Below are 25,704 nucleotides of genomic sequence, written 5' to 3' on the forward strand. Positions count from 1 at the left end.
CACAGGAACGGCTTTTTTATTATGTGGTTTGCAGTTTGCTTTCCACTCTGTCGACTTTTTGGAACTCTGTAAAGTCATACTTACGTTCAACGTAAATTTGATGCCATAGCATGAAGGCAAGTACAGTCCAAATTTTACGGCTGTAGTCTCCCTTGCCTTGACAATGTGCATCCAACAGATTCAAGATATAGTCTTTATGCAAAAGATGATCTGTTTGGCTTTCATGGATGAGTGTCTTCGCCCAGCCATTCAATTCGTTTTTCAGCCAGTGGCGCATTGGCACTGGGAAACCAAGTTTTTTACGATGTAAAACATGATCCGGTACAATGCCTTCTACCGCTTCGCGAAGCAGGCTCTTCGTTGTATTGTTTGCAATTTTAAGATCTTCCGGAATTTCACGAGCCACACGGAATACTTCTTTGTCCAAGAATGGTACGCGAAGTTCCAATGAATGCGCCATTGTCATCTTATCCGCTTTCAGAAGGATGTCACCGCGCATCCATGTATGAATGTCGATATACTGCATTTGATCGACAAGGGACTCGTTTTTCACGTTCTCATATAATGGAGCCGTGATCTGTTGGTAATGGATTGCTTCATTGTATGTTTTCAAAAGCTTTTGCTTGTCTGCATCCTCAAACATTTTAGCATTTCCGATATAACGATCTTTCAATGGCGTGGTTCCACGCTCAAGGAAGCTCTTACCCCGTACGCCTTCCGGCAATACTTTAGCTACTCTTGCAAGCAAAGCTTTGGCAGGACCAGGGATGCTGTCGAACATACGCAAGGATTCTGGCTCACGGTAAATGTTATAACCGCCGAATAGTTCATCAGAACCTTCTCCGGAAAGTACAACCGTTACATGTTTGCTAGCTTCTCTTGCCACAAAGTAAAGGGCCACAGCGGACGGATCAGCCAATGGATCATCCATATGCCACATGATTTTCGGAAGTTTTTCCAAATATTCTTCTGGTGTGATGATATGGGAATAGTTTTCTACGCCAAGTTTCTCAGCTGTTTCTTTCGCCACATCCACTTCGGAGAATCCTTCTCTTTCAAAACCGACAGAGAATGTCTTCAGATTCGGATTAAATTGCTTCGCAATAGCCACAATGATGCTGGAATCAATTCCGCCGGAAAGGAAGGAACCGACTGGTACATCACTTCGCATATGCTTGCTTACGGAATCATGAAGAACATCCTGGATACGTGTGATCCAAGCCTGCTTGTCCATGATCTTAGGTGAGAATGTCGCATGCCAGTAACGATGGAATTCCATCGGTTCATCTTCACGCTTCACGAAGTAATGACCAGGCTCTATCTTTTTGATACCCTCTGTCATCGTAAATGGCTCCGGTACATACTGGTAGCTCAAATAATGCTGCAGCGCTTCGGTATCGACTGTCTCTGATTCTTCCAGAAGTGTGATGCTCTTCTTCTCAGAAGCAAAGAAAATCTCTTCGTCCGTCTCTTTGTAGAAGAGCGGCTTGATGCCGAATGGATCACGTGCTCCGAAAAGTGTTTTCTTCTCCTTATCCCATAGCAAGATGCTGAACATACCGCGAAGCTCTTTAAATGCTTCCGTTCCGTATGTATGGTACATCGCAGCGATGACCTCGGTATCGGATTCTGTTTTGAACTCTGCGCCTTTTTTCAGCAATTCTTCACGAAGCTCTACATAGTTGTAGACTTCTCCGTTGAAGACCATCCAGATTTTTTCGTCGTCATAGCTTAATGGCTGAACACCAGCCTCGATATCAATAATACTCAAGCGGCGGAAACCGAATGATACATGTTCGTCATGGTAATATCCTTCATCATCCGGACCGCGGTGCGTAATGATGTTGTTCTGTTGTTTGAATTTATCCTTATCAGCTTGCGTTAGTTGTTTTACGTTCTTTCTAATTACGCCAATCAAACCACACATTTACTTATTAGCCTCTCTTTCATTACTTCTAGCCATTAATTATAGCATAAAACAATTCGGTTCTTGAAGGAAGATTATGGGCGCCGACACAAAAAAAGCAAGAGCGGAATTTCCACTCTTGCCTTTCAAGCAGATTATGCAAATGTATAGCTTTCCAGCTGTACTGCTTTGTCAGTCTGCTCCCAAGGGAAGTTTTTATCTGTACGTCCGAAGTGGCCATATGCAGCTGTATCTTTGTAGATAGGCTGACGCAGGTTCAGCATTTTGATGATGCCGGCAGGACGAAGGTCGAATAAATCGCGTACTGCTTTCACCAATGCTTCTTGTGATTGTTTTCCTGTTCCGAAAGTATCGATACTGATGGAAACTGGTTCTGCAACACCGATCGCATAAGCGAGCTGTACTTCACATTTCTCTGCAAGGCCTGCTGCAACGATGTTCTTTGCTACATAGCGTGCTGCATACGCGCCGGAACGGTCTACTTTTGTAGCATCTTTTCCACTGAACGCTCCGCCGCCGTGGCGGGCATAGCCGCCATAAGTATCAACGATGATTTTACGTCCAGTCAAGCCTGCATCACCTTGCGGGCCGCCGATAACGAATCGTCCAGTCGGGTTGATGATATACTTTGTTTTCTCGTCCAACAATTCAGCAGGAACGACAGGCTTGATAACAAGCTCTTTTAAATCAGCGTGAATCTGAGCTTGCTCCACTTCTGGATGGTGCTGCGTGGAGATGACAATCGTATCAATACGTACTGGCTGATCGTTTTCATCATATTCCACTGTTACTTGTGTTTTCCCATCCGGGCGCAAGTAATCCACAGTTTCATTTTTCCGTATGGTCGCCAATTGCTTGGATAGACGGTGTGCCAATGAAATTGGAAGCGGCATATATTCTGGTGTTTCATTGCTTGCATAACCAAACATCAAGCCTTGGTCACCTGCGCCTATTGCATCGATCTCTTCGTCCGTCATCAGCCCTTCACGAGCCTCCAGCGCTTGATCGACACCGCCTGCGATATCAGGAGATTGCTCATCGATTGCTGTCAATACAGCACACGTATCAGCATCAAAGCCATATTTCGCACGTGTATAACCGATTTCCTTGATTGTTTTACGTACGATGCTTTGGATATCCACATAAGCGCTTGTTGTGATTTCACCTGCAACAAGTACAAGACCAGTCGTAACAGTCGTTTCACAAGCAACACGGGCATTCGGATCCTTAGCTAAGATTTCATCTAATATAGCATCCGAGATCTGGTCACAGATTTTATCCGGATGGCCTTCAGTAACGGATTCTGAGGTAAATAATCGACGATTAGCAGTCATTCTGCCAAATCCCCCTTCAACTACGATTAATACGGAAGTTTTACTCTTTCCAAGTATGTTATTAAGAAACTTGATAATGGGTGAAGGTTGAAAGAGCACTCTCAATAGTATTGCTCTTTTTTTGATATTAAGCCGTTACATGAAAAAAACCTTCCATCATAACAGAAGGCTGGCTTATTCCCTCTCTTATCGTTCAAGGTATAACCTTGCTCAGGTTGAGCACCATTTCACAAATGTGACGGTTGCCGGGTTTCTTAGGGCCTGTCCCTCCGCCTACTCTGAATAAGAGTGTTTTCCGTTCGCAACTATGTTATCGGAACAGCCTCCAGAAGTCAACAAAATCGTGTAAATACCGACTGAATTCATCGGAATTATTCGCAGATTATCCTTCACTTATTGATTGCAATTTAAAATAGTATGTATTAATATTTTAATGTGTTATACTAATTTAAAACTCATTAGAAAAGGCGGGATCCAGATGCGAATGATGCACGCGTTAACAGCGCTAGAAGAAATGCGCTCCCAATCAAATGTAAGAAAAAACCTATCAGCGGCTCAGCTGACGGAGGCGGCATTGTCCCGCCAAGAAGCTCGTTTGACTAGGACTGGTGCTTTGCGGGCTGCTACCGGAAAATATACCGGCCGCTCTCCAAAGGATAAATTCATCGTCAAAGACGAGCTTTCTGAAAACAAAGTTGACTGGGGAAAAGTCAACCAGCCTATCAGTGAAGAAACTTTCGAACACTTATTAGGTAAAGTCGTCGACTATCTGCAGGCACAGGAAGAAGTATTCTCATTCCAAGGCTTTGCCGGAGCTGATGAACGCTACCATCTTCCAATACAAGTAATCAATGAATACGCTTGGCATAACCTATTTGCCCACCAGTTGTTCATCCGGCCGAACGAAGAGGAACTGGCTGCACATAAACCTGCATTCACTGTCATCTCTGCCCCTGGTGTAAAAGCAGATCCACTGGTTGATGGCACAAATTCGGAAGCATTTGTCATCGTCTCCTTCAAGCAGAGAGTAATCGTAATAGGCGGTACGGAATATGCCGGTGAAATGAAGAAATCCATCTTCTCCGTCATGAATTTCCTTTTGCCTCAGCAGGAAATCCTGCCGATGCACTGCTCTGCCAATGTTGGCCCCGATGGTGATTCAGCCCTCTTCTTCGGTTTATCCGGAACAGGTAAGACAACACTATCCGCCGATCCGAACAGACCTTTGATCGGGGATGACGAACATGGCTGGTCACCTGATGGCATCTTCAATATTGAAGGCGGCTGTTATGCTAAATGCATCAATCTTTCTGCTGAAAAAGAGCCGGAAATTCATGGCGCCATCAAATTCGGCACAATCCTTGAAAATGTAACTGTCGATGAAGCTGGTGTTTGCGATTATGAAGATGGTTCTGTTACAGAAAATACACGTGCAGCTTACCCGATTGATTACATCAAAGGCAGTCTTCCGAAGAGCTTAGCAGGACATCCAAAGACAATCGTCTTCCTGACAGCAGATGCAACTGGCGTTCTGCCTCCAATCAGCAAGCTGACAACCGAACAGGCAATGTATCATTTCCTTAGCGGTTATACGAGCAAGCTAGCTGGAACAGAACGCGGTATAACAGAACCGGAAGCTACTTTTTCTACATGCTTCGGTGCTCCATTCCTGCCACTGGCACCATCTGTATATGCTGAGATGCTCGGTGAAAAAATCAGTGAACACCAGGCAGAGGTGTATCTCGTCAATACCGGCTGGACAGGCGGAGATTATCACTCTGGATCTCGTATGAAGCTTGCCTTTACAAGATCTATGGTGCAGGCGGCTCTCAACGGAGAACTTCGTGATACAGAAACCACGCAAGATCCAATTTTTGGACTGCATGTTCCTGTCTCCATTCCAAATGTACCAGCTGAGCTTCTGATGCCGGAAAATGCATGGGAAGATAAAGCTGCCTATAAAGCGAAGGCACAAGAACTTGCAGTAAAATTCCATCAGAACTTCACAAAATTTGATTTCATTGATGATACAGTCCGCCAAGCAGGACCGCTATACAGATAAAAAGAACAGCCCCGAAGCTGAAATTAGCTTTTGGGGCTGTTCTTTTTTACATTGTCTTTTCAAACTTATCTATATGATGCAATGCACTGGGCAGCACCTTATCCTTCATCATGAAGCTGTATTCTGCATGCTGAGCAAGATGGGCAGGAAACTTTTCAACCAGTACTGGTCCATATGTTTCCAAGTAATTGGATTTCTTTTTCAGTTCCGAGATGATGGCATAATAAACATTCTTCACGATATGACCAGCCTTGCCAGCTACAAAGTACTGACCGACATACTTCAGCTGCTGCACGACACCGCCAGTCTCCTCCATTACTTCACGCAAAGCCGCATGCTCTGCCGTTTCACCTTTTTCCACCTTGCCGCCAGGGAACTCCAACCCCCGATCCTTATGACGTGTGAGCAGCCATTTGCTGCCGTATCGGCAAATCACCCACACATGCTTAGGCTGATCAGAAAATGGATGATCGGCAAAAGACATCTTCACTTCATTATTGTAGTAATCTCTGAACGTAATCATCTTCCCACTGCCTTCTTCACATCAAACCTACAAGTATTTGACTGCTGCGATCTTCCAGCCTCCGTCATACAAGAATTTGATCTCGATTGTATAGTTACCGTGCAAATCATCGGTATTGCTTTGTGTAATTGTAACATACTTATCGGAGTCTGTTTCTACTTTGTATGAATTATCCGGATTGAACCAAGCAGGTGTCTCGGTTGGCAGAATATACAGGCCATCTTCTTCCTCTGTGAAATAAAAATCGACGATCGGTCCGCTTACATCTCTTGTAGCCACTTCATCAAAACTTTCCAGCAATTCTTCCTTCGTATTATAATTTAAAACTTTGTAGTTTGTATCGATGTCTTGTGTGACTTTATCCATGAACGCAGCTGTCAGCTGTTCTATTTGTTCTTTAGTCAGTTCTGGCTGCTCTGCAGCCTCGTTTTTTTCAGCCTTCACATTTTCAGCCGTTACTGCAGATATATTGTCTGACTGGTATGATAGCGCGAATGTAAATGGGACTAGGAGCATGATGAGAGCAGCAATTGCTTTTTTCCAAGTGGGTTGAAGCATAAATAGTCCTCCTTATGTAGTCGTATTATAGGTATTCCTCATCTGTCCGCTTTTAAAACCCCGAAAACTTGTAGGATTTTCATACTGTTTGTCGGTTTCTGACATGTCACTGTTCATTTAATTGCACAAAACGTTTCCAATTATTTTTCTTCCGAGAGTAAATATGACTGCGCGTTTAATTTGTAAAATAAAGGGAAATAAGCATATGAATTACAATGGCTTGATGAAGAAATACATACAACATGTTGCACTTAATCTCCTTTCTGATATCCAGCCAACAAAAATAATATTGGAGGGTCACCACCGAAAGGATCCTGCTGCCTCCATTATATGACTGCGTATTTAGGACGGCAGGCAATGAAGTCTGAGAGAAATCTTCTATGTAGGGATGTGATAGTGGCGCATAATTCCTTCTCCCAACACCTCTAGTTCTGATGTCTCATTTTTTTCTGGGTATTATGCTTCTCTTTTGTAAACATTTTCAAAAAAGTCGTAGTAACTTCTTACTGAATGTAGAAATTTGTAAGAAATTGTGATGCAACTTCATGTAGAATACGTAATGAATTGATAAGCTTTCCAGACGGACTAATTTTTGACATCGATAGTAATAAGACATACTCCGTTAGTAATAAGGTAACGGGGTCCGTGAAAAGCAAATTATTTTGGAGGGATTAGATGAAATCAGTAAAACACCTTGGCTGGTTAGTACTAGCACTGGCACTATTCTTAACGGGATGCGGAACAGACAGCGCTTCTAAAGAAGCTGAAGGAAATGAAAAACAAGGTCCAACGCCAGAAGAGATTCTGCAAAAATCCGCTGAAGCCAATGAAAATTTGAATAGCTATGATATGGATATGACAATGGATATGGACGTTAAAGCTTCGGGAGTGGATCAAACCATGACTACAACCGCTGACGGTACTATAGTGATGGATCCACTTTCCTCAAAACTCAGCATGGAATCCATGGGACAGCAGTTCGATATGTATATTAAGGATAATATGATTTATATGTATGAACCAGCTTCCGATATGTGGATGAAGATGGATGCTGAATCAGAAATTGGCGCATCATTAGGAACCGATCAAGTTTCACAGCCTTTGGATGAACAAATGCAGCAAGTCAAGGACCTCGCGGAAAGTATCAAAGTATCCGAGACCGACTCTGAGTATGTACTTGATGTTGTAGTGGCAGAAGATAAAATGATGAGCTTTATGGAAGAGCAGATGGGCGCAGCAGGAGAAAGCCTCGAAAGCATGGGCAACTTTACTTTCGATAAGTTCAACTACACAGTCACCATCGACAAAGAGACAAATTATCCGAAAAATATTAAATTGGATATGGTCATGAATATGGAAGAAGCTGGTGAAGAAGCAACCGTCAATGCATTGATGGATATGAACTATGAGAACTATAACGCAACAGACAGCATCGAAATTCCAGCTGAAGCAGAAAGTGCAGTAGACATCTCTGATCAAGCAGCTGCAGCTTACTAAAAAAAGAAAGGCACCAGGATAACCTGGTGCCTTTTTGCTTAGATATTATATTTCACATCTGCATCTTTCTCGAGCTCGTCCACTTTTTCAAGCATGACTGTCTGCAGGTTTTGCTGTTCCATAGTTGCTTTCAACTGATCTTTGATGTCATCGTATTTCGGCAGGCTGTCTTCTTGTTCACTTTCCTTCGCCTGTTTTTCCATCTCTTCGTAATATGTCTTCATATCGTCTTCTGTCACTTCTTTCGGAGACAGCTCATTATCGACATATTTCGTAACTAGCAAGCCTTCTTTCAGCTGCTGCTTGTACTCATCTTCTGTAGAACCTGTGGCTTCCAATGCCTGTTTGAATTGGTCTTCATCTTCAAACTGCTCTTTAGCGGATTTCAATTCTTCATCTACTTCTTTATCAGTAACCTCGTAGTCTTTATTCTCCGCTTCTTGTAAAAGCAGTTCATTTCCTACAAGACTTTTCAACACTTGATCCTTTAATTCTTTTGCGGCATCATCCGTTGTCGGATCAGATCCGCTTGCTTGTGATTGCTGCTGAGCAGAGGATAGAAGTGAGTTGTACTCTTCGCCTTTGATCTCGGAGCCATTGACAGTAGCTACTGTCTCATCGGGATCTACTTGCTGTTCCTTCATCTTCTTCTGCATTTCTTCCATTTGTTTTTGCGCTTCTTCCTGGTCAGCTGTGGAAGCATTGTCAGATGATTTATCCTCATCATTCCCGCATGCAGCCAATACAATAGCTAGTACCAGCATCAAGCATAGGGTTGTAATACGTTTCATAAAATAGAAACCCCTCTCTTCGTGTATGGTTACGAATGTAACATCTATTAGCAGTCAACTCAAGTATACCACGTATTTTTAGTAGAAAAGTAAGAGAAAGGCGCCCAAGTAAGGGGCGCCTTTCTTATGCATACCGCTTTTTGCGATCTTTATGATCTTTAACTACCAGAGCTGCGTGAACGGCTCCCGGTACGAAGAACATCAGCGTCAAAACTAGATTCAGTAATGCTTTGAATGGTTTACCGGTGAACAATACGGCTACAGGCGGCAATAGAATCGCCAATAGGTACATCAACATAGGTATTCCTCCTCCAGGCTGCATTACTTTAGAAATACCCTTATCTGCTCCATTTGACACCTATTTACCGGCAGATACCTCTTTGGAAACATGAAGCAAGTATTCCATATCTACGTCAACCCCGATACCTGGCCCATCCGGTACTTGGATGCTGCCTTGTTCCACTCGCAAAGGCTTGATCAGCAAGTCCCGGTCGAAATACCGGTCAGATCCAGACAAATCACCAGGAATTGAAAAACCAGGCAAGGAAGCGAGCGCCAGATTATGTGCCTTTGATATACCTGTTTCCACCATTCCGCCGCACCAAACAGCTAAACCCGCTTGCTGGCATAAATCATGGATTCGGATAGCTTCCGTCAAGCCTCCTACCCTTCCAATCTTGATATTGATGGTTTGGCATGAACCTAACTCAAGAGCCTGCCAGGCATCCGAAAAGCTCTCTACTGACTCATCAAGACAAATTGGTGTGTTCATGCTCTGCTGCAAACGATGATGCAAGACAATATCTCCTGGAAGAAACGGCTGTTCAATCATCTGCAGGTCCAAGTTGTCCAGTTCGGCAAGAAGAGGAATATCCTTCTCCTCGTACATGCCATTCCCGTCAATCATGAGCGGTAATTCAGGATCGATCGATTTAACGAGCTCAATGGCCTTTCGCTCGTTATATTTTGTCACTTTCAGCTTGGCACGCTCAAAGCCCTGGTTGCGGATCATCGTAATTGTCTGCTCTAGATCATCAGATAGACTGATGACTGCTCCTGCTTTCGCTTTTGACCTTGTACCGCCAATACAAGCAGCAAGGCTTTTACCCTGCTGCTTCGCGTGTAAATCCCATAACGCCCCTTCAACAGCAGCCTTGGCCATTTGGTTGCCGACGATACCGGAAAACAGCTGGGGAACTTCTGCAGGATGATTTAACTTTTTGGCAAGTAAAAGCGGAAGCAATGTTTCCTGCAGCAGAATCCAGCTGGATGCAACTGTTTCACTCGTATAAAAAGGAACAGCAAAAGCCACTCCTTCTCCAAATCCAGTACGCCCATCTTTATCCTGCAGCTCGACAATGATCCCTTCTCTTTCGTTCAACGCACCAGCATGGGTCGTGAAAGGCTGTTTTAGGGGCAGTGTGTATCGGAATAGACGATAGCTTCTCAGTTCCATCACGCACTTCCCTCATCAAGCAGCTGCTGCAGCTTATAGCGCATCAGTTTATTGCTCGCATTTCGCGGAAGCTCTGCCACAAAGCGCCAGTCTTTTGGAATCTTATAACGCGCCAGTCTTTCCTGGCAATACGCTTGTAATTCTTCAACACCAACTTCTGTACTTTTCACAAGGAACGCTATAGGTACGGCTCCCCATTTTGTATCAGCTTTTCCGATGACAGCTGCCTCTTTTATAGCTGGATGACTCGTCAATACCCCTTCCACTTCAGCAGGATAGATATTTTCACCACCAGAAATGATCAGATCCTTCCTTCGGTCAAGCACATACAAGTAACCATCTTTATCTGTGTAACCAATATCCCCTGTCGCAAGCCATCCTTCTCGGAACGCTCCGTCGGTTGCGTCCGGATTCCGATAGTATCCCTTGGTGATCATCGGGCCTTTCACTTGAATCTCCCCGGGCTCCTTCGGCTTCGCCAATCCAGTTTCAGTCATGATGCGCAGCTGGGCAGGAACGAGAGCTTTTCCGGCAGATCCAAGCTTGCGAATACTATCCTCAGGGCTTAATGTCACGATTTGCGACGCAGTTTCGGTCATCCCATACGATTGGAACACAGGTATCGCACGTGCTTTTGACTCCTCAAGCAAATGGAGCGGAGCTGGTCCTCCCCCTAAAAGCATGCATCGAAATGTATCAGGATACGTGACGCCATCCTCATCTTGCAGCTGCAACAAGCGCTGAAGCATAACCGTCACAACAGAGACGATTGTCACGCCACGCTCTATGATCGCTGTCTGGACAGTTTTTTCATCGAAGCTCTCTGTCACATATAATGGCATCCCGTAAATGGCGCTTTTGAAGATGGTTGATAATCCGCCAACATGGAACATCGGCAGAGGCGAAAGCCATTTATCTTCCTGGGAAAGGCCGAGATTCAAAGCAGAACCAATCGCACTCCACCAGTGGTTGCCGTACGTATGCTCGACACCTTTCGGATTGCCTGTTGTGCCGGAAGTATAAATGATACTGAACACATCATCTAACCGAAGCTCTGCGCAGCGTGTATACTCCTTTTCAGGCTGGTCGTGCAACATATCGATCGCCCGTGATGGAACACCAATATCTTCAGCCTGGTTTTCGAATCTTGCCGCTGTGAGCAGTAAATCCGCTTCACTATCCTGGAGCTGGAACGACCATTCCGATGCTGTCAATCTCGTATTAAGCAGGATCAATGTTGCTCCGATATAACTTAGTGCATGGATAAGCATCACCATCTCCACACTGTTGTGAGACAGCACTGCGATCCGTGATCCTTGCTTGACACCTAGCGAAGAAAGCTTTCGAGCACGGAGATCGACTGCCTTGTGCAGTTCACCGAATGTAATTGTCGTTCCCTCCGGCGTCTCCAAAGCTAGGCGGTCCGGACTGAGATCGGCCTGCTTCTGCAGCCAATGCGGGATGATTTCTGTCATGTTGCATCCATTCCTTTCTGTCATAAAGAAGAACCTTTGCAATATGCTGCAAAGGTTCTTCTGGGTATCTATTAAGGGAAACGCGGGAATTTTTTGAAGTCAGGTGTGCGTTTTTCTTTAAACGCATCGCGGCCTTCCTTCGCTTCATCCGTTGTATAGTAAAGCAATGTCGCGTCTCCGCCCATTTGCTGCAAACCAGCAAGTCCATCTGTATCTGCATTAAGAGAAGCTTTCAAGAAACGCAATGCTGTCGGAGACATGGAAAGCATCTCTTCACACCATTTAACTGTTTCTGCTTCCAGTTGATCCAATGGAACAACTGTGTTGACCAAGCCCATATCCAATGCTTCCTGTGCATTGTACTGACGGCATAGGAACCAAATTTCGCGCGCTTTCTTCTGACCGATATTGCGCGCAAGAAGACCAGCACCGTATCCAGCATCAAAGCTTCCGACACGAGGACCTGTCTGTCCAAAGATTGCGTTATCAGCAGCGATAGTCAAGTCACAGACTACATGGAGAACATGTCCGCCGCCAATTGCGTAACCAGACACTTCTGCAACAACTGGTTTCGGAATAACACGGATCAAGCGCTGTAAATCAAGTACGTTCAAGCGAGGGATTTGATCTTCTCCCACATAACCGCCATGACCGCGTACTTTTTGGTCTCCGCCTGAACAGAATGCTTTATCGCCGACACCGGCAAGTACGATAACGCCGATGTTAGAGTCATCACGAGCGTATGTAAACGCATCGATCAGTTCATTTACCGTTTGCGGACGGAACGCATTGCGAACTTCCGGACGGTTGATCGAAATTTTTGCGATCTGATTGTATTCTTCGTACAAAATGTCTTCGTACGTACGGGTAGCTTCCCATGTAATTGCCATTATGATTCCTCCAATATATCCGCTTCATTATGAAGCAAGTATCTTCTTACTATTTTATCAAAGATTCGCGGTTGTTCAACATGGACGCAATGACCGGCCGCTGCAACAATGTGCAAATCTGCTGCAGGCAGCCTTTTTTCCATCTCCTGATTGATTCCGACGAATTTATGATCCATTGATCCAGCAACCAATACGACTGATTTATCCAAATAGGATAGCTTGTCCCAGCAGGAGTCTTGCTGGCCTGTTCCCATAGTCCGGAGTGACCTCGCAAGACCGGTTGCTTGCTGTGATAAGCGTTCTTCCCGAATGCTCAGCCGTGTTGGTTCAGGCAAGTTTTTTTGTGTGTCAAACAGCGGGATATTTTCCCAAAAGTCCACAAACTGCACCAAACCATCCGTTTCGAGCCGGCTGGCCAGATGTTCGTCCTGCTTTTGCCTGGCCAGCCTTTCCTCTTCTGTACGCAGCCCTGGTGATGCACTTTCCAGCAGCAGCCCACTTACTCTGTCAGGATAGCGGGTGGCAAATGAAAGAGCCGCCCTGCCTCCCATTGAATACCCAAGCAGCTTAACAGCAGCAATTCCTTGCTGGTTTAGAAAAACCGCCACATCATCTGTAAATCGATCCATTGTCAGGTCATCCTGAATTTCTGTCTGACCATGACCTGGCATATCCATAGCAATCACGTGATGCGTCTCACTCCATGACTCTAAGAATGGCAGCCATGTTTGATGCGTGCCAGTAAATCCATGAAACAGTAAAAGTGTATCTGACGCTGAATCACTGCCGCTTTCGATAAAGTGAAAATCAGGCATGATCAGCATCCAAATAATCCAGCAGCAGCTTTTCGGCATTCTGCCATTTTTCACGGTGCCAGCGGACATTGGCATCCCGCTCGGTTCGCACCTCAATAATATGCATTCCCTTTTTTTTATAGCTTTCCTGCAGAGCATCTGAAAATGCTGCTCGATCCTCTGCCAATGTATAAGGCAGTTGGTACAGACCGGCTGTGTGTGCAAAATCCAGGTTCGTAGGTGTACCGAAAAGCGCTTCGAAATGGGCCGCCTCCTGCGCTTGCGGCAAGAAGGAGAAGATGCCTCCGCCATTGTTGTTGATCACAACAATAGTGAGATCGAGACCGTAATTACGACCTAGCATCAATCCATTCATATCATGATAGAAGGAAAGATCCCCGATAACGAGTGTCGTGCGTTTCCCGCTGGCCGCAACACCAAGTGCAGTAGAAACAACACCATCGATTCCATTAGTTCCGCGGTTGCACCATGGCTGTATTCCTTTATCAGTTGCAAAGAAGAAGCTGTCCAAATCACGGATCGGCATACTATTGCCAACGAACACATGACTGTCCTCCGGCGTTTCGCGAAGCATGTCCTGTACAGCTATTCCCTCTGTAAGGTCCTTGTTATCCATACCATCATGCAGTGCTTCTTGTGCAATCCGGTTCATTTCCTGCCATGTTGGCAGCCATGTCCCTCTTTCCGGCACAGGAATCGATGCCAACGCCTCGCATAGCTTAGCCGGATCAGCATAGATAAATTGCGTGTCCACTCCAACCGGTTCACGGTAGCCTGCGTGTTTCTCCACGACAATATGATTGCTGCCGGTATATTCTTTCATCAAAAAGAGATACGGCTTCGAAACAGGCATGGCGCCGAACCGGATAATGAGGTCAGGCTGCAGTTTCGCTCGTACAGCTTCCGATTTCAGAATCGTATCGTATGTTTCGATGATAACATCCTTTGCATGCGCGCCGCTTCGTAATTGGGATAGCGGATCTGCCAATATTGGCAGCTGCCACTTTTCAGCAAAGCGAACGACAGCATCGGCAAGATCCTTGTCTTCCTGGGGACCGACTACCACCAAGCCTTTACTGGAGGTTTCCAGCATTTCAGCAAGCTGCGATACAGGTTCTTCTCCCAATTGTGCTGTACCATACAAAGCAGGCTTTACAGCTGTTTCTCCTGAGGACCATATGTTCTCAATCGTAAAGTCAGGCGTAAGCGGCTCGCGGAACGGAAAATTAAGATGCACCGGCCCTGGATTTCCTTCCAGCGCCTGCTGCATCGCCCTGCCAGCTTGCTGCTGTACATACCGCAGCGCTGCCGGATTCGCTTCCGGAAGCATCATCTCATGGAACCATTTGACGAAGCCGCCGTACATCTGAATTTGATTGATGGCCTGAGGCGCACCTACATCCCGCAGTTCATGCGGCCGATCGGCTGTTAAAAGAATCAAAGGAATACGGCTGTAAAAAGCCTCGACAACAGCAGGCATATAGTTCGCTGCTGCTGTTCCCGACGTGCATACAAGCGCTACCGGCTTTTGGCTTTCTTTCGCAAGACCGAGCGCGAAGAATGCAGCAGAACGCTCATCCAGATTCACCCATTGTTTCATTTGCGGATGCTCCGTCATCACAAGGGCTAAAGGAGTGGAACGAGATCCAGGTGAAATAACTACTTGCTCCACACCATTTCGCCAGAGTGCATCCACAAAATGTCCGACATATTTGGTCAATGTTTCAATATGACTCATTCTGATACCTCCAAAGCTTCCAGCATGGGACGGAATTTAATTGCCGTTTCTTCGAATTCCATATCCGGATCCGAGTCCTTCACGACACCGCAGCCTGCAAATAACACAGCTTGCTTCCCATCCAACAGACCAGAACGGATGGCCACGGCAGTATCTCCATTACGATAGCTGTCCATCCAGCCTACGGGCGCACCGTACCAGCCTCGTTCCAGCGGTTCTTTTTTTTCAATGAAATCCAATGCTTCCTGCTTAGGCAGACCACCCAGCGCAGGTGTTGGATGCAGCTCCTGCACAATCTGCTGCAGCGATGCTCCTGGAAGAAGTGTAGCAGATACCGGCGTATACAAGTGCTGAAGCTGACGTAATTTCAATAGCTGCGGTCCATCCGGCAAACGCAGATCCTTGCTGTATTTCCTGATTACACCGGTAATCATCTTTACAACGTACTGGTGTTCTTCACGATTTTTACTATCTTGAAGCAACGCGTCTCCGATCGATTCATCGTCTAGCTCGTTCTTTCCGCGCGGAGCGGTTCCTGCAACGCAGCTTGTATGCAACGTACCGGACTCAACACGCACGAGACGCTCAGGCGTTGCCCCAACGAAGCATGCCGAACCATTTTCCACGGCGAAAACAAAACTGTCCTTTTGGGTGTTCCGTAAATTCCGAAGCACACCAGCTGCTTGAAGCTTTTCTTTAAACTCTAGTTTCATTCCCCTTGCCAGTACAACTTTATCCAAATCAGTCGATTTTATTGTGTCTGTTGCTTCTTTTACTAATCGCTTCCACGCCAGCGGCTCCAGCTCTTCCTTCCCAACGAGTCTTGTCTGCAAAGCTGGAAGAGTTTGTTCTGAGAATAGCTGCTCCAGCTGCCCGTTTACACTAGTGATTTGACTCTCGATATTTGAGCTGTCCACTAACTGATTGATTGTTACATAATATTCTTTCTCCGTTTTGGTCAAAGTAAAAGCAGGTATGCGATATTGTGTATCAGGAAAGTCCTGCCATAGTTCGCGCCTGCGCTCCTGCTGAAAGTTCATCCCACTGAATGCAACAGGCCCTGTACCAGCTATTCCAGAAAGATTGTGAACAACTGCACTTTCTATAACATGCTCCCATTCATCAGCAGTACGCATATCCAATATTGCTGGTCCTGCACCAACCAAGCAAAAATCATCTTTTTGGCTGTACCAGAAATGGCGGTTTCCTTTCAGAGAAGAACCATTGGCAAAGAAACGGAGAGGATCTATCTCTCCAACTTTCTCTGTCCAGCTCACCAGTATTTGCTCTTGCTGCTCACTAGCAGCTTTACGAAGAAAAGACTCGAAATCTGTCTTATATTGTTGAATCATATTTTCCGACCTCCACATTACTGCAAGGACAATTAAAGTTCGTTTACGTTCATTTTCTGATGTCCTTCCCTATTCTATTCCCTTTTCCACCGATAAACAAGGAGTAGCACTTGATAACTTATTTTAAGTAAGCAATTTACGTTGACATGCTATCTTTGTTTCCCTAAAATTAATATGATATAATGCCCTGCATTTTTAAGGAGAGAAAGTATTATGCAATCTATCGGAAACGATAATGTGCGACAAGCACTTAATGAGCGCGAAGGGTTTCAAATTTGGTGGCGCCTCATGCGTCCCCATACGTTGACAGCTTCTTTCGTGCCTGTCTTTATAGGAACGATGCTCGCAGCATTGGATGGCAAAATCAACTGGCTGCTTTTCGGAGCTATGCTTCTTGCTTGTATGCTGATTCAATGTGCGACGAATATGTTCAATGAGTATTATGATTTTGTCCGCGGACTGGATAATGAGCAGTCTGTCGGAATCGGCGGTACAATCGTACGAGACGGTATCAAGCCGAAAACCGTTTTGTCACTTGCGCTGACGTTCTATGCGATCAGCATGCTGTTAGGTGTTTATATTTGCATGGAATCCAGCTGGTATATCGCATTAATCGGACTGGCATGTATGCTTTGCGGTTATTTGTATACAGGAGGTCCTTATCCGATTTCCTACACACCTTTTGGTGAGCTGACTTCTGGCGTTTTCATGGGTGCTATCATCATTTGCATCACATATTACATCCAGACATTGACACTGACTGGTAATGTCGTTTTGATCAGTATACCCGTCACAATTTTCATTGCGTGTATCAATTTCGCCAATAACCTTCGGGACCATGATGGTGATAAAGTTAACGGCAGACGAACAGTGGCTATTCTGCTTGGCCGTAAAAAAGGTGTTACATTCCTTGGTATTTGTTTCATTGTCAGCTATGTCATTACTGCTGTATTCATTGCTGTAGGATTACTTCCAATTTGGGCTGTCATCACATTTTTGAGCATTAAGAAAGCTCGTGATGCTTACCGTGGTTTCATTGGCAAGACAATGCCGCTTGAGATGATGCCTGCGATGAAGGCAACAGGACAAACGAATACGATTTATGGTCTATTGCTTGTGATTGCTTTATTGATCCAGCAATTCGCACCACTTTCATTCTAATTTAGAAGCGGGCATCCAGCCCGCTTTTTTATATAGGTTTAATACGTACTGGTACGGGAAATACATTACATACAGAAAGCAGGTTACTAATATGAACTTCTCAGATACATTAATGGAACAGCTGCAAATGCGGGTGGTCAAAGCAGATAAGGATCAGGTTGTAATGGAGATGCCCGTCGGACCGCATAACCGGCAGCCAATGGGTTTCTTGCACGGAGGTGCCAGTGTAGCTCTGGCAGAGACAGCAGCAAGTATCGGCGGCAATCTGCATGCAGATCCTGCAACTCAGGCTGTATTTGGCCTTGAGATCAATGCTAACCATATTCGCAGTGTTCGAACTGGTATTGTAACTGCGGTCGCTTCCCCGATCCATATTGGAAAATCGACGATGGTTTGGCAGGTGACCATTTCGGACGAAAACGAGGACCTGCTCTCTATCGCCCGCTGTACGCTGGCTGTGAAAACGAGAAGGCAATAAAGGAGATGGATGGAACATGGATAAAAATAAATTGGATTATTTCCGCAATCAATTGCTTGCAATGAAGGAAGAAGCTGAGGAACAAATCAAAGGAAACGATAGTTATAACAGCGCTAAAGAATTTCCTAATGATAGCGTCGGGGAGCTTTCAACGATTGTTAATCATCCAGGAGATCTTGGAACAGAAATGCATGATCGCGAGACAGCCGAAACATTAAAGGAAGCTGCACGTGAACGACTTCGCGATATCGAGGATGCACTGGATAGAATCGAAGAAGGCACTTATGGAGTGAGCGAGAAATCCGGCGAACCTATTCCAGAGGAGCGTTTGAAGGCTGAACCTACTGCACGTCTGCTTGTAGAGGAACAAGCTCAAGTAGAAGAAGCAAGAAGAGCCTAAAAAAGGACATAAGAAAAGGCACCCTCGCAGGGTGCCTTTGTTAATTGCGGCGTGTAAAGCCATGTGGCCACATCCACACGTGTCTAAGACGCGCTTTACCGACTTATGCAATTCAGCTCATCGCTAGACTATTGTAGCATGGACTATCCTGTATTGCAACAACTGTTTTTCGGACATAAAAAAGCTCCCGAATCGGGAGCTTTTTTATGCTGCTGCTGATCTTTTACGTTTTGCAAACCACGGTTTCAGTTTTGCAAACAGTGGTACAAAGACGATTGCTATGATGATCCCCTTCAATAGGTTGAATGGCAGGATACCTGCAATGACTGCAGCCCATTTCGCATCAGCGCTCATGACAGGAGAGCCTAGGAAGATACTATATAGCGGCAGGACAACAAAGTAATTCAGTACACCCATTCCGACTGCCATGGCAACCGTACCTGTAGCCAAACCTGAAACGAGTGTTTTTTTGCTTGCTTTAAATTTATGATAAAAGTATGCAACTGGCATTACGAAAAGCATGCCTGCCAGGAAATTCGCCACGACACCTACCGGGTCACCAGCTCCTGTAAAGATAAGGTATAATAAGTTCTTGATTGCTTCGACAGCAACACCTGCAAGCGGTGAAAACAGCAGTGCTGCGATCAATACCGGAATCTCACTGAAGTCAATCTTCAAGTAAGGCGGCAGGAATGGAAGCGGGAAATTCAGCAGCATAAGCACCATGCTGATCGCACCCAGTAAAGCGAAAGTGATTGATTTAGTTAACTTGGATGAACGCATTATCGTTCTCCTCCTTCATCTGTTTATCGATTCTAACTCTTGATGAAGGGGAAGCTGCCTATCTACGTTAAAAAGCCCCGGAGCATAATGCTCTGGGGCTTGGAATATACGCAAATAAGCATGAAGATGTTAAACATACGGCTATCGTATGGAAACAAGGATAGCCAGTTCGGCATCCCTCTTCTGCTTCGTATCTTCTCCCATCCAGACTTTCACTGTCGGTCCCGGACTTGCACCGGATCAGCCGCAGAACAAAGTTCTGCGGGTCACGGACTTCAGCATGTTTCCTGCTGTCACCGTCGGTCGGGAATTGCACCCTGCCCCGAAGATAGAATCGATTTAGTTTTGTTATTATATTATAACTGCTTTCTTCGCATTTGCAACCCCTATGCTCACAGATCCAATGGATTCAAGCTTTCTCCACCTGTCAGGTTTGTCAGGAATTTTACCAAAAGATCTATCTCCTGCTGGATGACCTGCAGACTGACTGTTTCTACTGGAGAGTGCATATAGCGGAGCGGCAAGGATACGAGTGCTGTCGAGACACCTTTACCAGAATAGCGCATCTTATCTGCGTCCGTACCAGTTATGCGCGGTGTCAGTTCATATTGCAGCGGAATATCTAATTCCTTTGCGGCTTGCTCCAGCAAGAGATTCGCTTTACGGTTGATCGGAGCACCTTTAGCCAGTACAGGACCTCCGTCCAAGCTCACATCCACCACTTTCCGTCTGTTGACTCCTGGATGGTCGGTAGCAAATGTAACATCACAAGCAATCGCTAAATCCGGCTGAATACCAGCTGCTGCGAAGTACGCACCACCCATATTCGTTTCTTCATTCACTGTACTCACTGCATAAATACCAACATTGACGTTCTCTTTATTTAACCGGCGGACAATTTCCCCTACAATGAATGAACCTGTGCGGTTATCCAAACCTCGTCCAGTCACATAACGATCCATCAGCACCGATGGCTGCCGCTGGTAAACTATCAGGTCACCTACTTGCACATATTGCTCCATTTCCTGTTTGGACTTTGCTCCGCAATCAATATACAGATCCGGCAGCTCAAAGTCTCCTTTCACTCCTCCAAGGTGCATCGCATTCACACCTACCACACCCGGAATCGTCTTGTTATAACCGATGACCTGTACGGTCATACCCAATGCAGCTTTCGCATTGAACCGTCCCATTTCATCTATCCGCAAGAAGCCATTTTCATCAATTCCTGTGACAACCATTGCAATTTCATCACAATGCCCAGCAAGCAGGACTTTGAATTCCGCATCCGGATTTATAACTGCAATAGCATTACCCGACACATCTGTACGCATCTCATCAGCGTACGGAGCGTATTCCTTCATCCACTTTTTTTGTATGTCCATCTCATAGCTGGACGGAGATGCCGTCCGCAGCAATTCCATTAAAAAATCCTGATTATCTAGTTGCATATCTATTCCGCCTTTTTATGTAGTCTCCTATCACTGTAGCATAATCAGAGGCTTATTTGTTTAGTTTATCCTACCGCTCGGGTAAACTAAACATCAGAAAGGATGAGACATATGACGACATTGAATGAATGGTTTGAAAAAGGAATAAATATCGATGCTTATTTGGACTCCATGCAAACACATAAAGAAAACACGATGCATATCTATGACCACTACGAGCTTCCAGCAGATACGGCATTTTTCAATACTCTGCGTACACAAAAATTGCGTGCAATCGTTCTGACAGAAGACTGGTGCGGAGATGCCATGCTGAATCTGCCGATTTTTTATCACATCGCACAGGCTGGAGCAATTGATGTGCGCATCCTTCGCCGTGATGAGAACCTGGAGCTGATGGATCAATACCTTACTAATGGGAAAAGCCGCTCCATTCCAATCATTATCTTTATCAACCAAAATGGCGATGAAGTTGCAAAATGGGGTCCACGTGCTCCTGAACTGCAAGTGTATATCGACGAATCCTTCAGCAGCCTGCCAGATAAGGATGCACCTGAATACGAGGAAAAACGCAGCCAGATGCTCACTTTCATCACAAAATCCTATCGTGACAATACAGACTTCTGGAAGCGCGTCTATGCAAGCCTGAAAAGAGGCCTTGAAGAAGCATAAAAACATCCATTATGGATGTTTTTTTGTTTGTGTATTTTTCATATATATTGGCGCTCTATTTCTGCTGCCAGATTGCTGCCTGGGCCATATTCAAGCAGCTTAAAATATGGTCTCAATTTGGCTAGTTGGTTTGCTCGCTGCAATATAGCCTCTTTACCAGCAGCATCATAGTTACACAGGACTCGGTTCAAGAAATCTGTACTTATCTGACCAATCCCGACAAAATCGATGGCTGGATCACCGACGTGCATATCACTGAAATCAATGATACCAACTTGGCAGGTCGATTCTTCCCATAAAATGTGCTCTGAACGCAAATCGCCATGGACAAAGGCGGTACAAATCGGCTGCAGTTCATGAAACAATCTTTCCGTGTGATAGATGGCAGAATCAGATAAGTCCGGATAAAAACACCTTACCCTATCAAGCAGCAAATCATAATATGTACTGTCTCGTTTCAGTAACGCGTAACTGGAAGCGTCCAATTGGTGGAGCTTTGAAAGAAAAGCACCTAGCTGGTTCGCGGCAGTTTCAAGAATCACATCTGACATGTTTGCAGAAATCGGCTGTCCTGGTATATATGGATAAAGCATTGCTTCGTTGCCCTCTGGCGTTGTACAGATGGTAGGTGCAGGCAGCGCAATGTTTGTTTTGACCTGTAATGCTCTGAGCAGCTTCTTCTCATCCTGGTTTATTGCGGCACCCTTTTTTGGCACCCGCAAAACCCAGCTGTCATTCAGGACATACACATCGTGATCCCAGCCTGTATCAATAGTTTCAACGCTCCTGATAGGTTCCTGCACGTATCCTTCGAGCCATTCTGCCCACGTTTTATCCAACCCTATTCCCTCCTGTTCGTTTAAAGCTTGTGAATATACATATACTAACCAAAAAATGTGGAGGGATAGCATGCTCACACAGTTTCTGCGACGTTTCTATTTTCGTCTGCCCGTACTAGTACGTCTTTTTTCCACTGTGCTTATTGTGATGGTGGTATTCGGTATATGCATGCGCCACATAGAACCGAAGCAATTCCCAACTTATTTTGACGGTATTTGGTGGGCATTCGTGACTGCTTCCACAGTCGGCTACGGAGATTTAATTCCAGAAACATTGTACGGCAAGATTCTTGCAATATTCCTTATCATATCTGGAGCTGGTCTTGTTACCTTTTCTTTGACTACAATTGCTGCCGGAACTGTAAAGTACGCCCAAGATCTTTCCAAAGGACTTACCGAATTTAAAGGACGTAATCATATCATCCTTATCGGCTGGAATGAACGTGCCAGGACACTGCTTGAGAAACTGAAAGAAAAACATCCGGAGCAGCCTGTCGTCTTAATCGATCAGACGCTGACAATGCTCCCCTATAGAGAACATGCTTTACACTTCATTCGCGGTGACGCATCCGAAGATAAGACACTTCAAAAAGCGAATATCCAGCATGCAAAAACAGCGATCATTACCGCCAACGCCGGCAAAAACGAAAAACAAATCGATTACACAACGGTTTTGACAGCGATTGCCTTACGCGGGAACAACCCAACACTCCATATCGTGGCGGAAATACTGACGCATAGTCAAAAGGAAAACCTCCGCCGTGCGGGTGCAGATGTTGTCATCCGATCAAATGATTTTGTAAGTACATTATTTTTTCACGAGATGTATCACAAAGAAAAGAAAAATCATTTGGAATTGCTGCTCCATTTCCTGAGAGAACAAGAGATCCGAATCATGTCTATACCCAATGAACTGGTTGGTAAAAGTTTTTTTGAAGCCAGCCGTTATTTTGCGCGCAAGGAAAAGACAGCAATCGGTTATATGCGAGGAGAAGACATGGATATGAGCCCAGACTTCCAGGAACTGATGCACCAGGGGGACTGTATCATTACCCTGCAGCATATAGATTAAAAAAATCCCTTCCTGCCATTAAGGCTCAGAAGGGATTTTTTATTATAGCCTTTTTTCAAGTTTTGCTTTTTCTTCTTCATAACCAGGCTTTCCAAGCAATGCAAACATGTTCTTCTTATATGCTTCCACTCCTGGCTGATCAAACGGATTTACACCAAGCAAGTATCCGCTGATTGCACATGCTTTCTCAAAGAAGTAAACCAGATAACCGAAACTGAATGGGTCTAGTGCCGGAACTTCTACGACCAAGTTCGGTACGTCCCCATCTGTATGGGCAAGCAAAGTACCCTGGAACGCTTTGTGGTTCACTTGATCGACTGTTTGGCCTGCAAGATAGTTCAAGCCATCAAGATCTTCCTCTTCCGCTTCTATCGTCACATCAGAAACGGGCTGTTTCACTAGCACGACTGTCTCGAATAAGTCGCGGCGGCCTTCCTGTACATATTGACCGAGGGAATGTAAATCAGTTGAGAAGTTGGCAGATGCCGGGAACAATCCTTTTAGATCCTTCCCTTCACTTTCTCCGAACAATTGCTTCCACCATTCACTGAAATATTGCAATGACGGCTCATAGTTCACAAGCAATTCGATATTTTTGCCTTTGTTATACAGAACGTTACGGACAGCAGCGTATTGATATGCAGGGTTTTCCTTCACATCGGATACCGCAAGCTCTTCCTGCGCTTTTTGTGCACCGGACATGATGCTGTCGATATCGACACCAGCCGCTGCAATCGGAAGCAGTCCTACTGCTGTCAGCACAGAAAAACGACCGCCCACATCATCAGGAATGACAAACGACTCATAGCCCTCTTTGTTGGCCAGAGTTTTCAAAGCACCTCTCGCTTTATCCGTTGTGGCATAAATACGTTTGCGCGCTTCATCAACACCATACTTTTCTTCCAAATACTTTTTGAAGATACGGAACGCAATAGCAGGTTCAGTTGTCGTACCACTTTTGGAAATGACATTCACACTGACATCTTTACCTTTGATTGCATCAAGCAGCTGATTCAAATAAGGGGCACTGATGCTATTGCCGACAAAGAATACTTGCGGTGCTTTGCGGTCTTCTTTGGAAAGCACGTTGAAAAAGCTATGTGTGAGTGCTTCGATTGCCGCACGTGCACCAAGATAAGAACCACCGATTCCAACGACCAGCAGGACATCCGAATCAGATTGGATCTTCGCTGCTGCCTGCTTGATACGAGCGAATTCCTCTTTGTCGTAATCCGTCGGCAATTCAAGCCAGCCTAAGAAATCATTGCCGGCACCTGTTTTATTATGTAATTGTTTATGCGCAGCCTGTACAAGCGGTGCAAGGTAATCCAGCTCTTGCTCCCCGATATATGGCATCGCTTTCTTATAATCGAATCCGATGTGTGTCATATTCATCCTCCTTGAAACTGCTTACTATTGCAACTTTACCGAAACTGGACAAGTAAATCAAGAATTGTTGCAGGAATATAATCTGCCAACAAAGGCATGCTAAGAAAGATTTATCATCTCGCTTCATGAAATGGAGGTTATGCAGTTGAATATGGTACAGCGTATCGCTCTTGTTCTTGTCATTATCGGCGCGATCAACTGGGGATTAGTCGGTTTATTCAACTACGACTTGGTTGCAGGTATCTTTGGTAACGGCAGTCAGGCGGCTGCTTTTCCACGGATTATTTACAGTCTTGTCGGCTTGGCTGGTCTTGTGTCGATTTCTGCTCTGTTCCTTGAGCGTAAAGAAGTGGAAGAAGCATCAACAACCAAGGCATAAACGGATAAATCAAAAAAGACCCCCTTTAATGGGGGTCTTTCTAATTATTTGCGGTTGCCTTCTGTTTGTTTGATCCAGTCTTGAAGTTTATCCTTCAACGTATTGAATCCTGCTGGAGCATCCTCGGAAACAGCTTGTTTCTGGCTGCTAGCTTGCTGCTGTTTTGCAGGCGCTTCTTCCGTAGCGCGGATAGAAAGGGAATATTTACCGTTTTCTTCGTTGATATCAAGAATTTTAACTTTCACTTCATCGCCCACAGATAGGTGTTCATTGATATCTTTTACAAAACCATGTGTTACCTCGGAAATGTGAACCAATCCTTGAACCTGCTCATCCAATGCAACAAACGCACCGTAAGGCTGAATTCCTGTTACTTTACCTGTCAATACTTGTCCTGTTTCGAACTTCTCTGCCATACTAAACAACTCCTGATTTTTTCTACTTTATACGCAATAAATAATTCTATCACAGTAAGTAGGATTCGGCAAAAATTTATCTAAGTATGATTTTTTTTATGGATCAGGTTTGCAAAAGAGTTATTTTGGTAATACATAGTACTGTAAGACTTTCTCGTATTCCCCCTGTAGGCAAAGCGATGCGTATCGCTTTGCTATTTTTTTTGCATATAAAGTCTTAATTGACCGAGACTAAAACTAATTGCAGGC

Annotated in this window: 25 protein-coding genes and 2 riboswitches; of the genes, 8 read left to right on the forward strand and 17 right to left on the reverse strand. The window is 45.0% G+C overall.

The window, feature by feature from the left end; translation table 11 throughout:
• Window positions 1–19 precede the first annotated feature (19 nt).
• Entirely contained in the window at window positions 20–1,927 is a 1,908-nt protein-coding gene (asnB, locus tag SFC25_RS16830) for an asparagine synthase (glutamine-hydrolyzing) (RefSeq protein WP_411216378.1), read from the reverse strand.
• Between the two features lie 134 nt (window positions 1,928–2,061).
• Window positions 2,062–3,261, reverse strand: coding sequence for a methionine adenosyltransferase (metK, locus tag SFC25_RS16835; protein WP_411216379.1), 1,200 nt, complete (start codon window positions 3,259–3,261; stop codon window positions 2,062–2,064).
• 183 nt (window positions 3,262–3,444) lie between these two features.
• Window positions 3,445–3,550, reverse strand: a riboswitch (SAM riboswitch).
• Between the two features lie 189 nt (window positions 3,551–3,739).
• Between metK and pckA the strand changes: the two genes are divergently transcribed.
• Complete coding sequence (gene pckA / locus SFC25_RS16840; protein ID WP_411216380.1) at window positions 3,740–5,323, forward strand: phosphoenolpyruvate carboxykinase (ATP); 1,584 nt, start codon at window positions 3,740–3,742, stop codon at window positions 5,321–5,323.
• 46 nt (window positions 5,324–5,369) lie between these two features.
• Here the strand turns inward: pckA and ytkD are convergent, their stop codons facing one another.
• Together ytkD and SFC25_RS16850 are read right to left on the reverse strand one after the other, a co-directional pair.
• Window positions 5,370–5,846: an RNA deprotection pyrophosphohydrolase gene (gene ytkD, locus SFC25_RS16845; RefSeq protein WP_411216381.1), complete on the reverse strand. Its 477-nt coding sequence runs from the start codon at window positions 5,844–5,846 to the stop codon at window positions 5,370–5,372.
• A 27-nt stretch (window positions 5,847–5,873) separates the two neighbouring features.
• Window positions 5,874–6,404, reverse strand: a complete 531-nt coding sequence (locus SFC25_RS16850) for a hypothetical protein (protein WP_411216382.1) — start codon at window positions 6,402–6,404, stop codon at window positions 5,874–5,876.
• A gap of 675 nt (window positions 6,405–7,079) precedes the next feature.
• On the opposite strand from SFC25_RS16850, the gene SFC25_RS16855 reads away from it, so the two are divergent.
• Window positions 7,080–7,901, forward strand: a complete 822-nt coding sequence (locus SFC25_RS16855; RefSeq protein WP_411216383.1) for a DUF6612 family protein — start codon at window positions 7,080–7,082, stop codon at window positions 7,899–7,901.
• Window positions 7,902–7,939: 38 nt separating this feature from the next.
• Here the strand turns inward: SFC25_RS16855 and SFC25_RS16860 are convergent, their stop codons facing one another.
• The 8 genes from SFC25_RS16860 to SFC25_RS16895 form a co-directional block, all read right to left on the reverse strand.
• Window positions 7,940–8,692: a SurA N-terminal domain-containing protein gene (locus SFC25_RS16860; protein WP_411216384.1), complete on the reverse strand. Its 753-nt coding sequence runs from the start codon at window positions 8,690–8,692 to the stop codon at window positions 7,940–7,942.
• A 124-nt stretch (window positions 8,693–8,816) separates the two neighbouring features.
• Window positions 8,817–8,987, reverse strand: a complete 171-nt coding sequence (locus tag SFC25_RS16865; protein ID WP_411216430.1) for a YqaE/Pmp3 family membrane protein — start codon at window positions 8,985–8,987, stop codon at window positions 8,817–8,819.
• 63 nt (window positions 8,988–9,050) lie between these two features.
• Entirely contained in the window at window positions 9,051–10,148 is a 1,098-nt protein-coding gene (gene menC, locus SFC25_RS16870) for an o-succinylbenzoate synthase (RefSeq protein ID WP_411216431.1), read from the reverse strand.
• Window positions 10,148–11,623, reverse strand: a complete 1,476-nt coding sequence (locus tag SFC25_RS16875) for an o-succinylbenzoate--CoA ligase (protein ID WP_411216385.1) — start codon at window positions 11,621–11,623, stop codon at window positions 10,148–10,150. The genes menC and SFC25_RS16875 overlap by 1 nt, the downstream gene beginning before the upstream one ends.
• A 71-nt stretch (window positions 11,624–11,694) precedes the next feature.
• A complete protein-coding gene (gene menB / locus SFC25_RS16880) occupies window positions 11,695–12,513 on the reverse strand; it encodes a 1,4-dihydroxy-2-naphthoyl-CoA synthase (RefSeq protein ID WP_038565044.1) in 819 nt (272 codons plus the stop codon).
• Window positions 12,513–13,328 (reverse strand): 2-succinyl-6-hydroxy-2,4-cyclohexadiene-1-carboxylate synthase, encoded by an 816-nt coding sequence (menH, locus tag SFC25_RS16885; RefSeq protein ID WP_411216386.1) that lies wholly within the window; start codon window positions 13,326–13,328, stop codon window positions 12,513–12,515. Before menH ends, menB begins: the two co-directional genes overlap by 1 nt.
• On the reverse strand, window positions 13,321–15,066 hold the full coding sequence (menD, locus tag SFC25_RS16890; protein WP_411216387.1) for a 2-succinyl-5-enolpyruvyl-6-hydroxy-3-cyclohexene-1-carboxylic-acid synthase: 1,746 nt from the start codon (window positions 15,064–15,066) through the stop codon (window positions 13,321–13,323). Before menD ends, menH begins: the two co-directional genes overlap by 8 nt.
• Window positions 15,063–16,418 (reverse strand): isochorismate synthase, encoded by a 1,356-nt coding sequence (locus SFC25_RS16895; protein ID WP_411216388.1) that lies wholly within the window; start codon window positions 16,416–16,418, stop codon window positions 15,063–15,065. The genes menD and SFC25_RS16895 overlap by 4 nt, the downstream gene beginning before the upstream one ends.
• Before the next feature lie 213 nt (window positions 16,419–16,631).
• Here SFC25_RS16895 and SFC25_RS16900 point away from each other — a divergent pair, with 213 nt between their 5' ends.
• From SFC25_RS16900 to SFC25_RS16910, 3 genes are all read left to right on the forward strand, one after another.
• Window positions 16,632–17,579 (forward strand): 1,4-dihydroxy-2-naphthoate polyprenyltransferase, encoded by a 948-nt coding sequence (locus tag SFC25_RS16900; RefSeq protein ID WP_411216389.1) that lies wholly within the window; start codon window positions 16,632–16,634, stop codon window positions 17,577–17,579.
• A gap of 91 nt (window positions 17,580–17,670) precedes the next feature.
• A complete protein-coding gene (locus SFC25_RS16905; RefSeq protein ID WP_411216390.1) occupies window positions 17,671–18,057 on the forward strand; it encodes a PaaI family thioesterase in 387 nt (128 codons plus the stop codon).
• A gap of 16 nt (window positions 18,058–18,073) precedes the next feature.
• The gene (locus tag SFC25_RS16910) at window positions 18,074–18,457 is read left to right on the forward strand and encodes a TraR/DksA C4-type zinc finger protein (RefSeq protein WP_411216391.1); all 384 of its coding nucleotides are present in this window, start codon (window positions 18,074–18,076) and stop codon (window positions 18,455–18,457) included.
• A 204-nt stretch (window positions 18,458–18,661) separates the two neighbouring features.
• Here SFC25_RS16910 and SFC25_RS16915 read toward each other — a convergent pair whose 3' ends face one another.
• Both SFC25_RS16915 and SFC25_RS16920 read right to left on the reverse strand, forming a co-directional pair.
• The gene (locus SFC25_RS16915; RefSeq protein ID WP_411216392.1) at window positions 18,662–19,240 is read right to left on the reverse strand and encodes an ECF transporter S component; all 579 of its coding nucleotides are present in this window, start codon (window positions 19,238–19,240) and stop codon (window positions 18,662–18,664) included.
• 188 nt (window positions 19,241–19,428) lie between these two features.
• Window positions 19,429–19,574: riboswitch (FMN riboswitch) on the reverse strand.
• A gap of 58 nt (window positions 19,575–19,632) precedes the next feature.
• Window positions 19,633–20,691 carry a M20/M25/M40 family metallo-hydrolase gene (locus SFC25_RS16920; RefSeq protein WP_411216393.1) on the reverse strand — a complete coding sequence of 353 codons (1,059 nt, stop codon included), beginning with the start codon at window positions 20,689–20,691 and terminating at the stop codon, window positions 19,633–19,635.
• A gap of 111 nt (window positions 20,692–20,802) precedes the next feature.
• Here SFC25_RS16920 and SFC25_RS16925 point away from each other — a divergent pair, with 111 nt between their 5' ends.
• Complete coding sequence (locus SFC25_RS16925) at window positions 20,803–21,360, forward strand: thioredoxin family protein (protein ID WP_411216394.1); 558 nt, start codon at window positions 20,803–20,805, stop codon at window positions 21,358–21,360.
• A 38-nt stretch (window positions 21,361–21,398) separates the two neighbouring features.
• Here the strand turns inward: SFC25_RS16925 and SFC25_RS16930 are convergent, their stop codons facing one another.
• Window positions 21,399–22,199 carry a phosphotransferase family protein gene (locus SFC25_RS16930; RefSeq protein WP_411216395.1) on the reverse strand — a complete coding sequence of 267 codons (801 nt, stop codon included), beginning with the start codon at window positions 22,197–22,199 and terminating at the stop codon, window positions 21,399–21,401.
• 70 nt (window positions 22,200–22,269) lie between these two features.
• Between SFC25_RS16930 and SFC25_RS16935 the strand changes: the two genes are divergently transcribed.
• Window positions 22,270–23,271 carry a potassium channel family protein gene (locus tag SFC25_RS16935; protein ID WP_411216396.1) on the forward strand — a complete coding sequence of 334 codons (1,002 nt, stop codon included), beginning with the start codon at window positions 22,270–22,272 and terminating at the stop codon, window positions 23,269–23,271.
• Window positions 23,272–23,313: 42 nt separating this feature from the next.
• On the opposite strand, the gene SFC25_RS16940 is transcribed toward SFC25_RS16935, so the two are convergent.
• Complete coding sequence (locus SFC25_RS16940; RefSeq protein WP_411216397.1) at window positions 23,314–24,660, reverse strand: glucose-6-phosphate isomerase; 1,347 nt, start codon at window positions 24,658–24,660, stop codon at window positions 23,314–23,316.
• 145 nt (window positions 24,661–24,805) lie between these two features.
• Between SFC25_RS16940 and SFC25_RS16945 the strand changes: the two genes are divergently transcribed.
• A complete protein-coding gene (locus tag SFC25_RS16945) occupies window positions 24,806–25,039 on the forward strand; it encodes a DUF378 domain-containing protein (protein ID WP_095224303.1) in 234 nt (77 codons plus the stop codon).
• Window positions 25,040–25,083: 44 nt separating this feature from the next.
• On the opposite strand, the gene yugI is transcribed toward SFC25_RS16945, so the two are convergent.
• A complete protein-coding gene (gene yugI, locus SFC25_RS16950; protein ID WP_411216398.1) occupies window positions 25,084–25,455 on the reverse strand; it encodes a S1 domain-containing post-transcriptional regulator GSP13 in 372 nt (123 codons plus the stop codon).
• Between the last annotated feature and the right edge of the window lie 249 nt (window positions 25,456–25,704).

The sequence above is a fragment of the Terribacillus saccharophilus genome (genome assembly GCF_046592595.1).
Lineage (GTDB): Bacteria > Bacillota > Bacilli > Bacillales > Amphibacillaceae > Terribacillus > Terribacillus saccharophilus_C.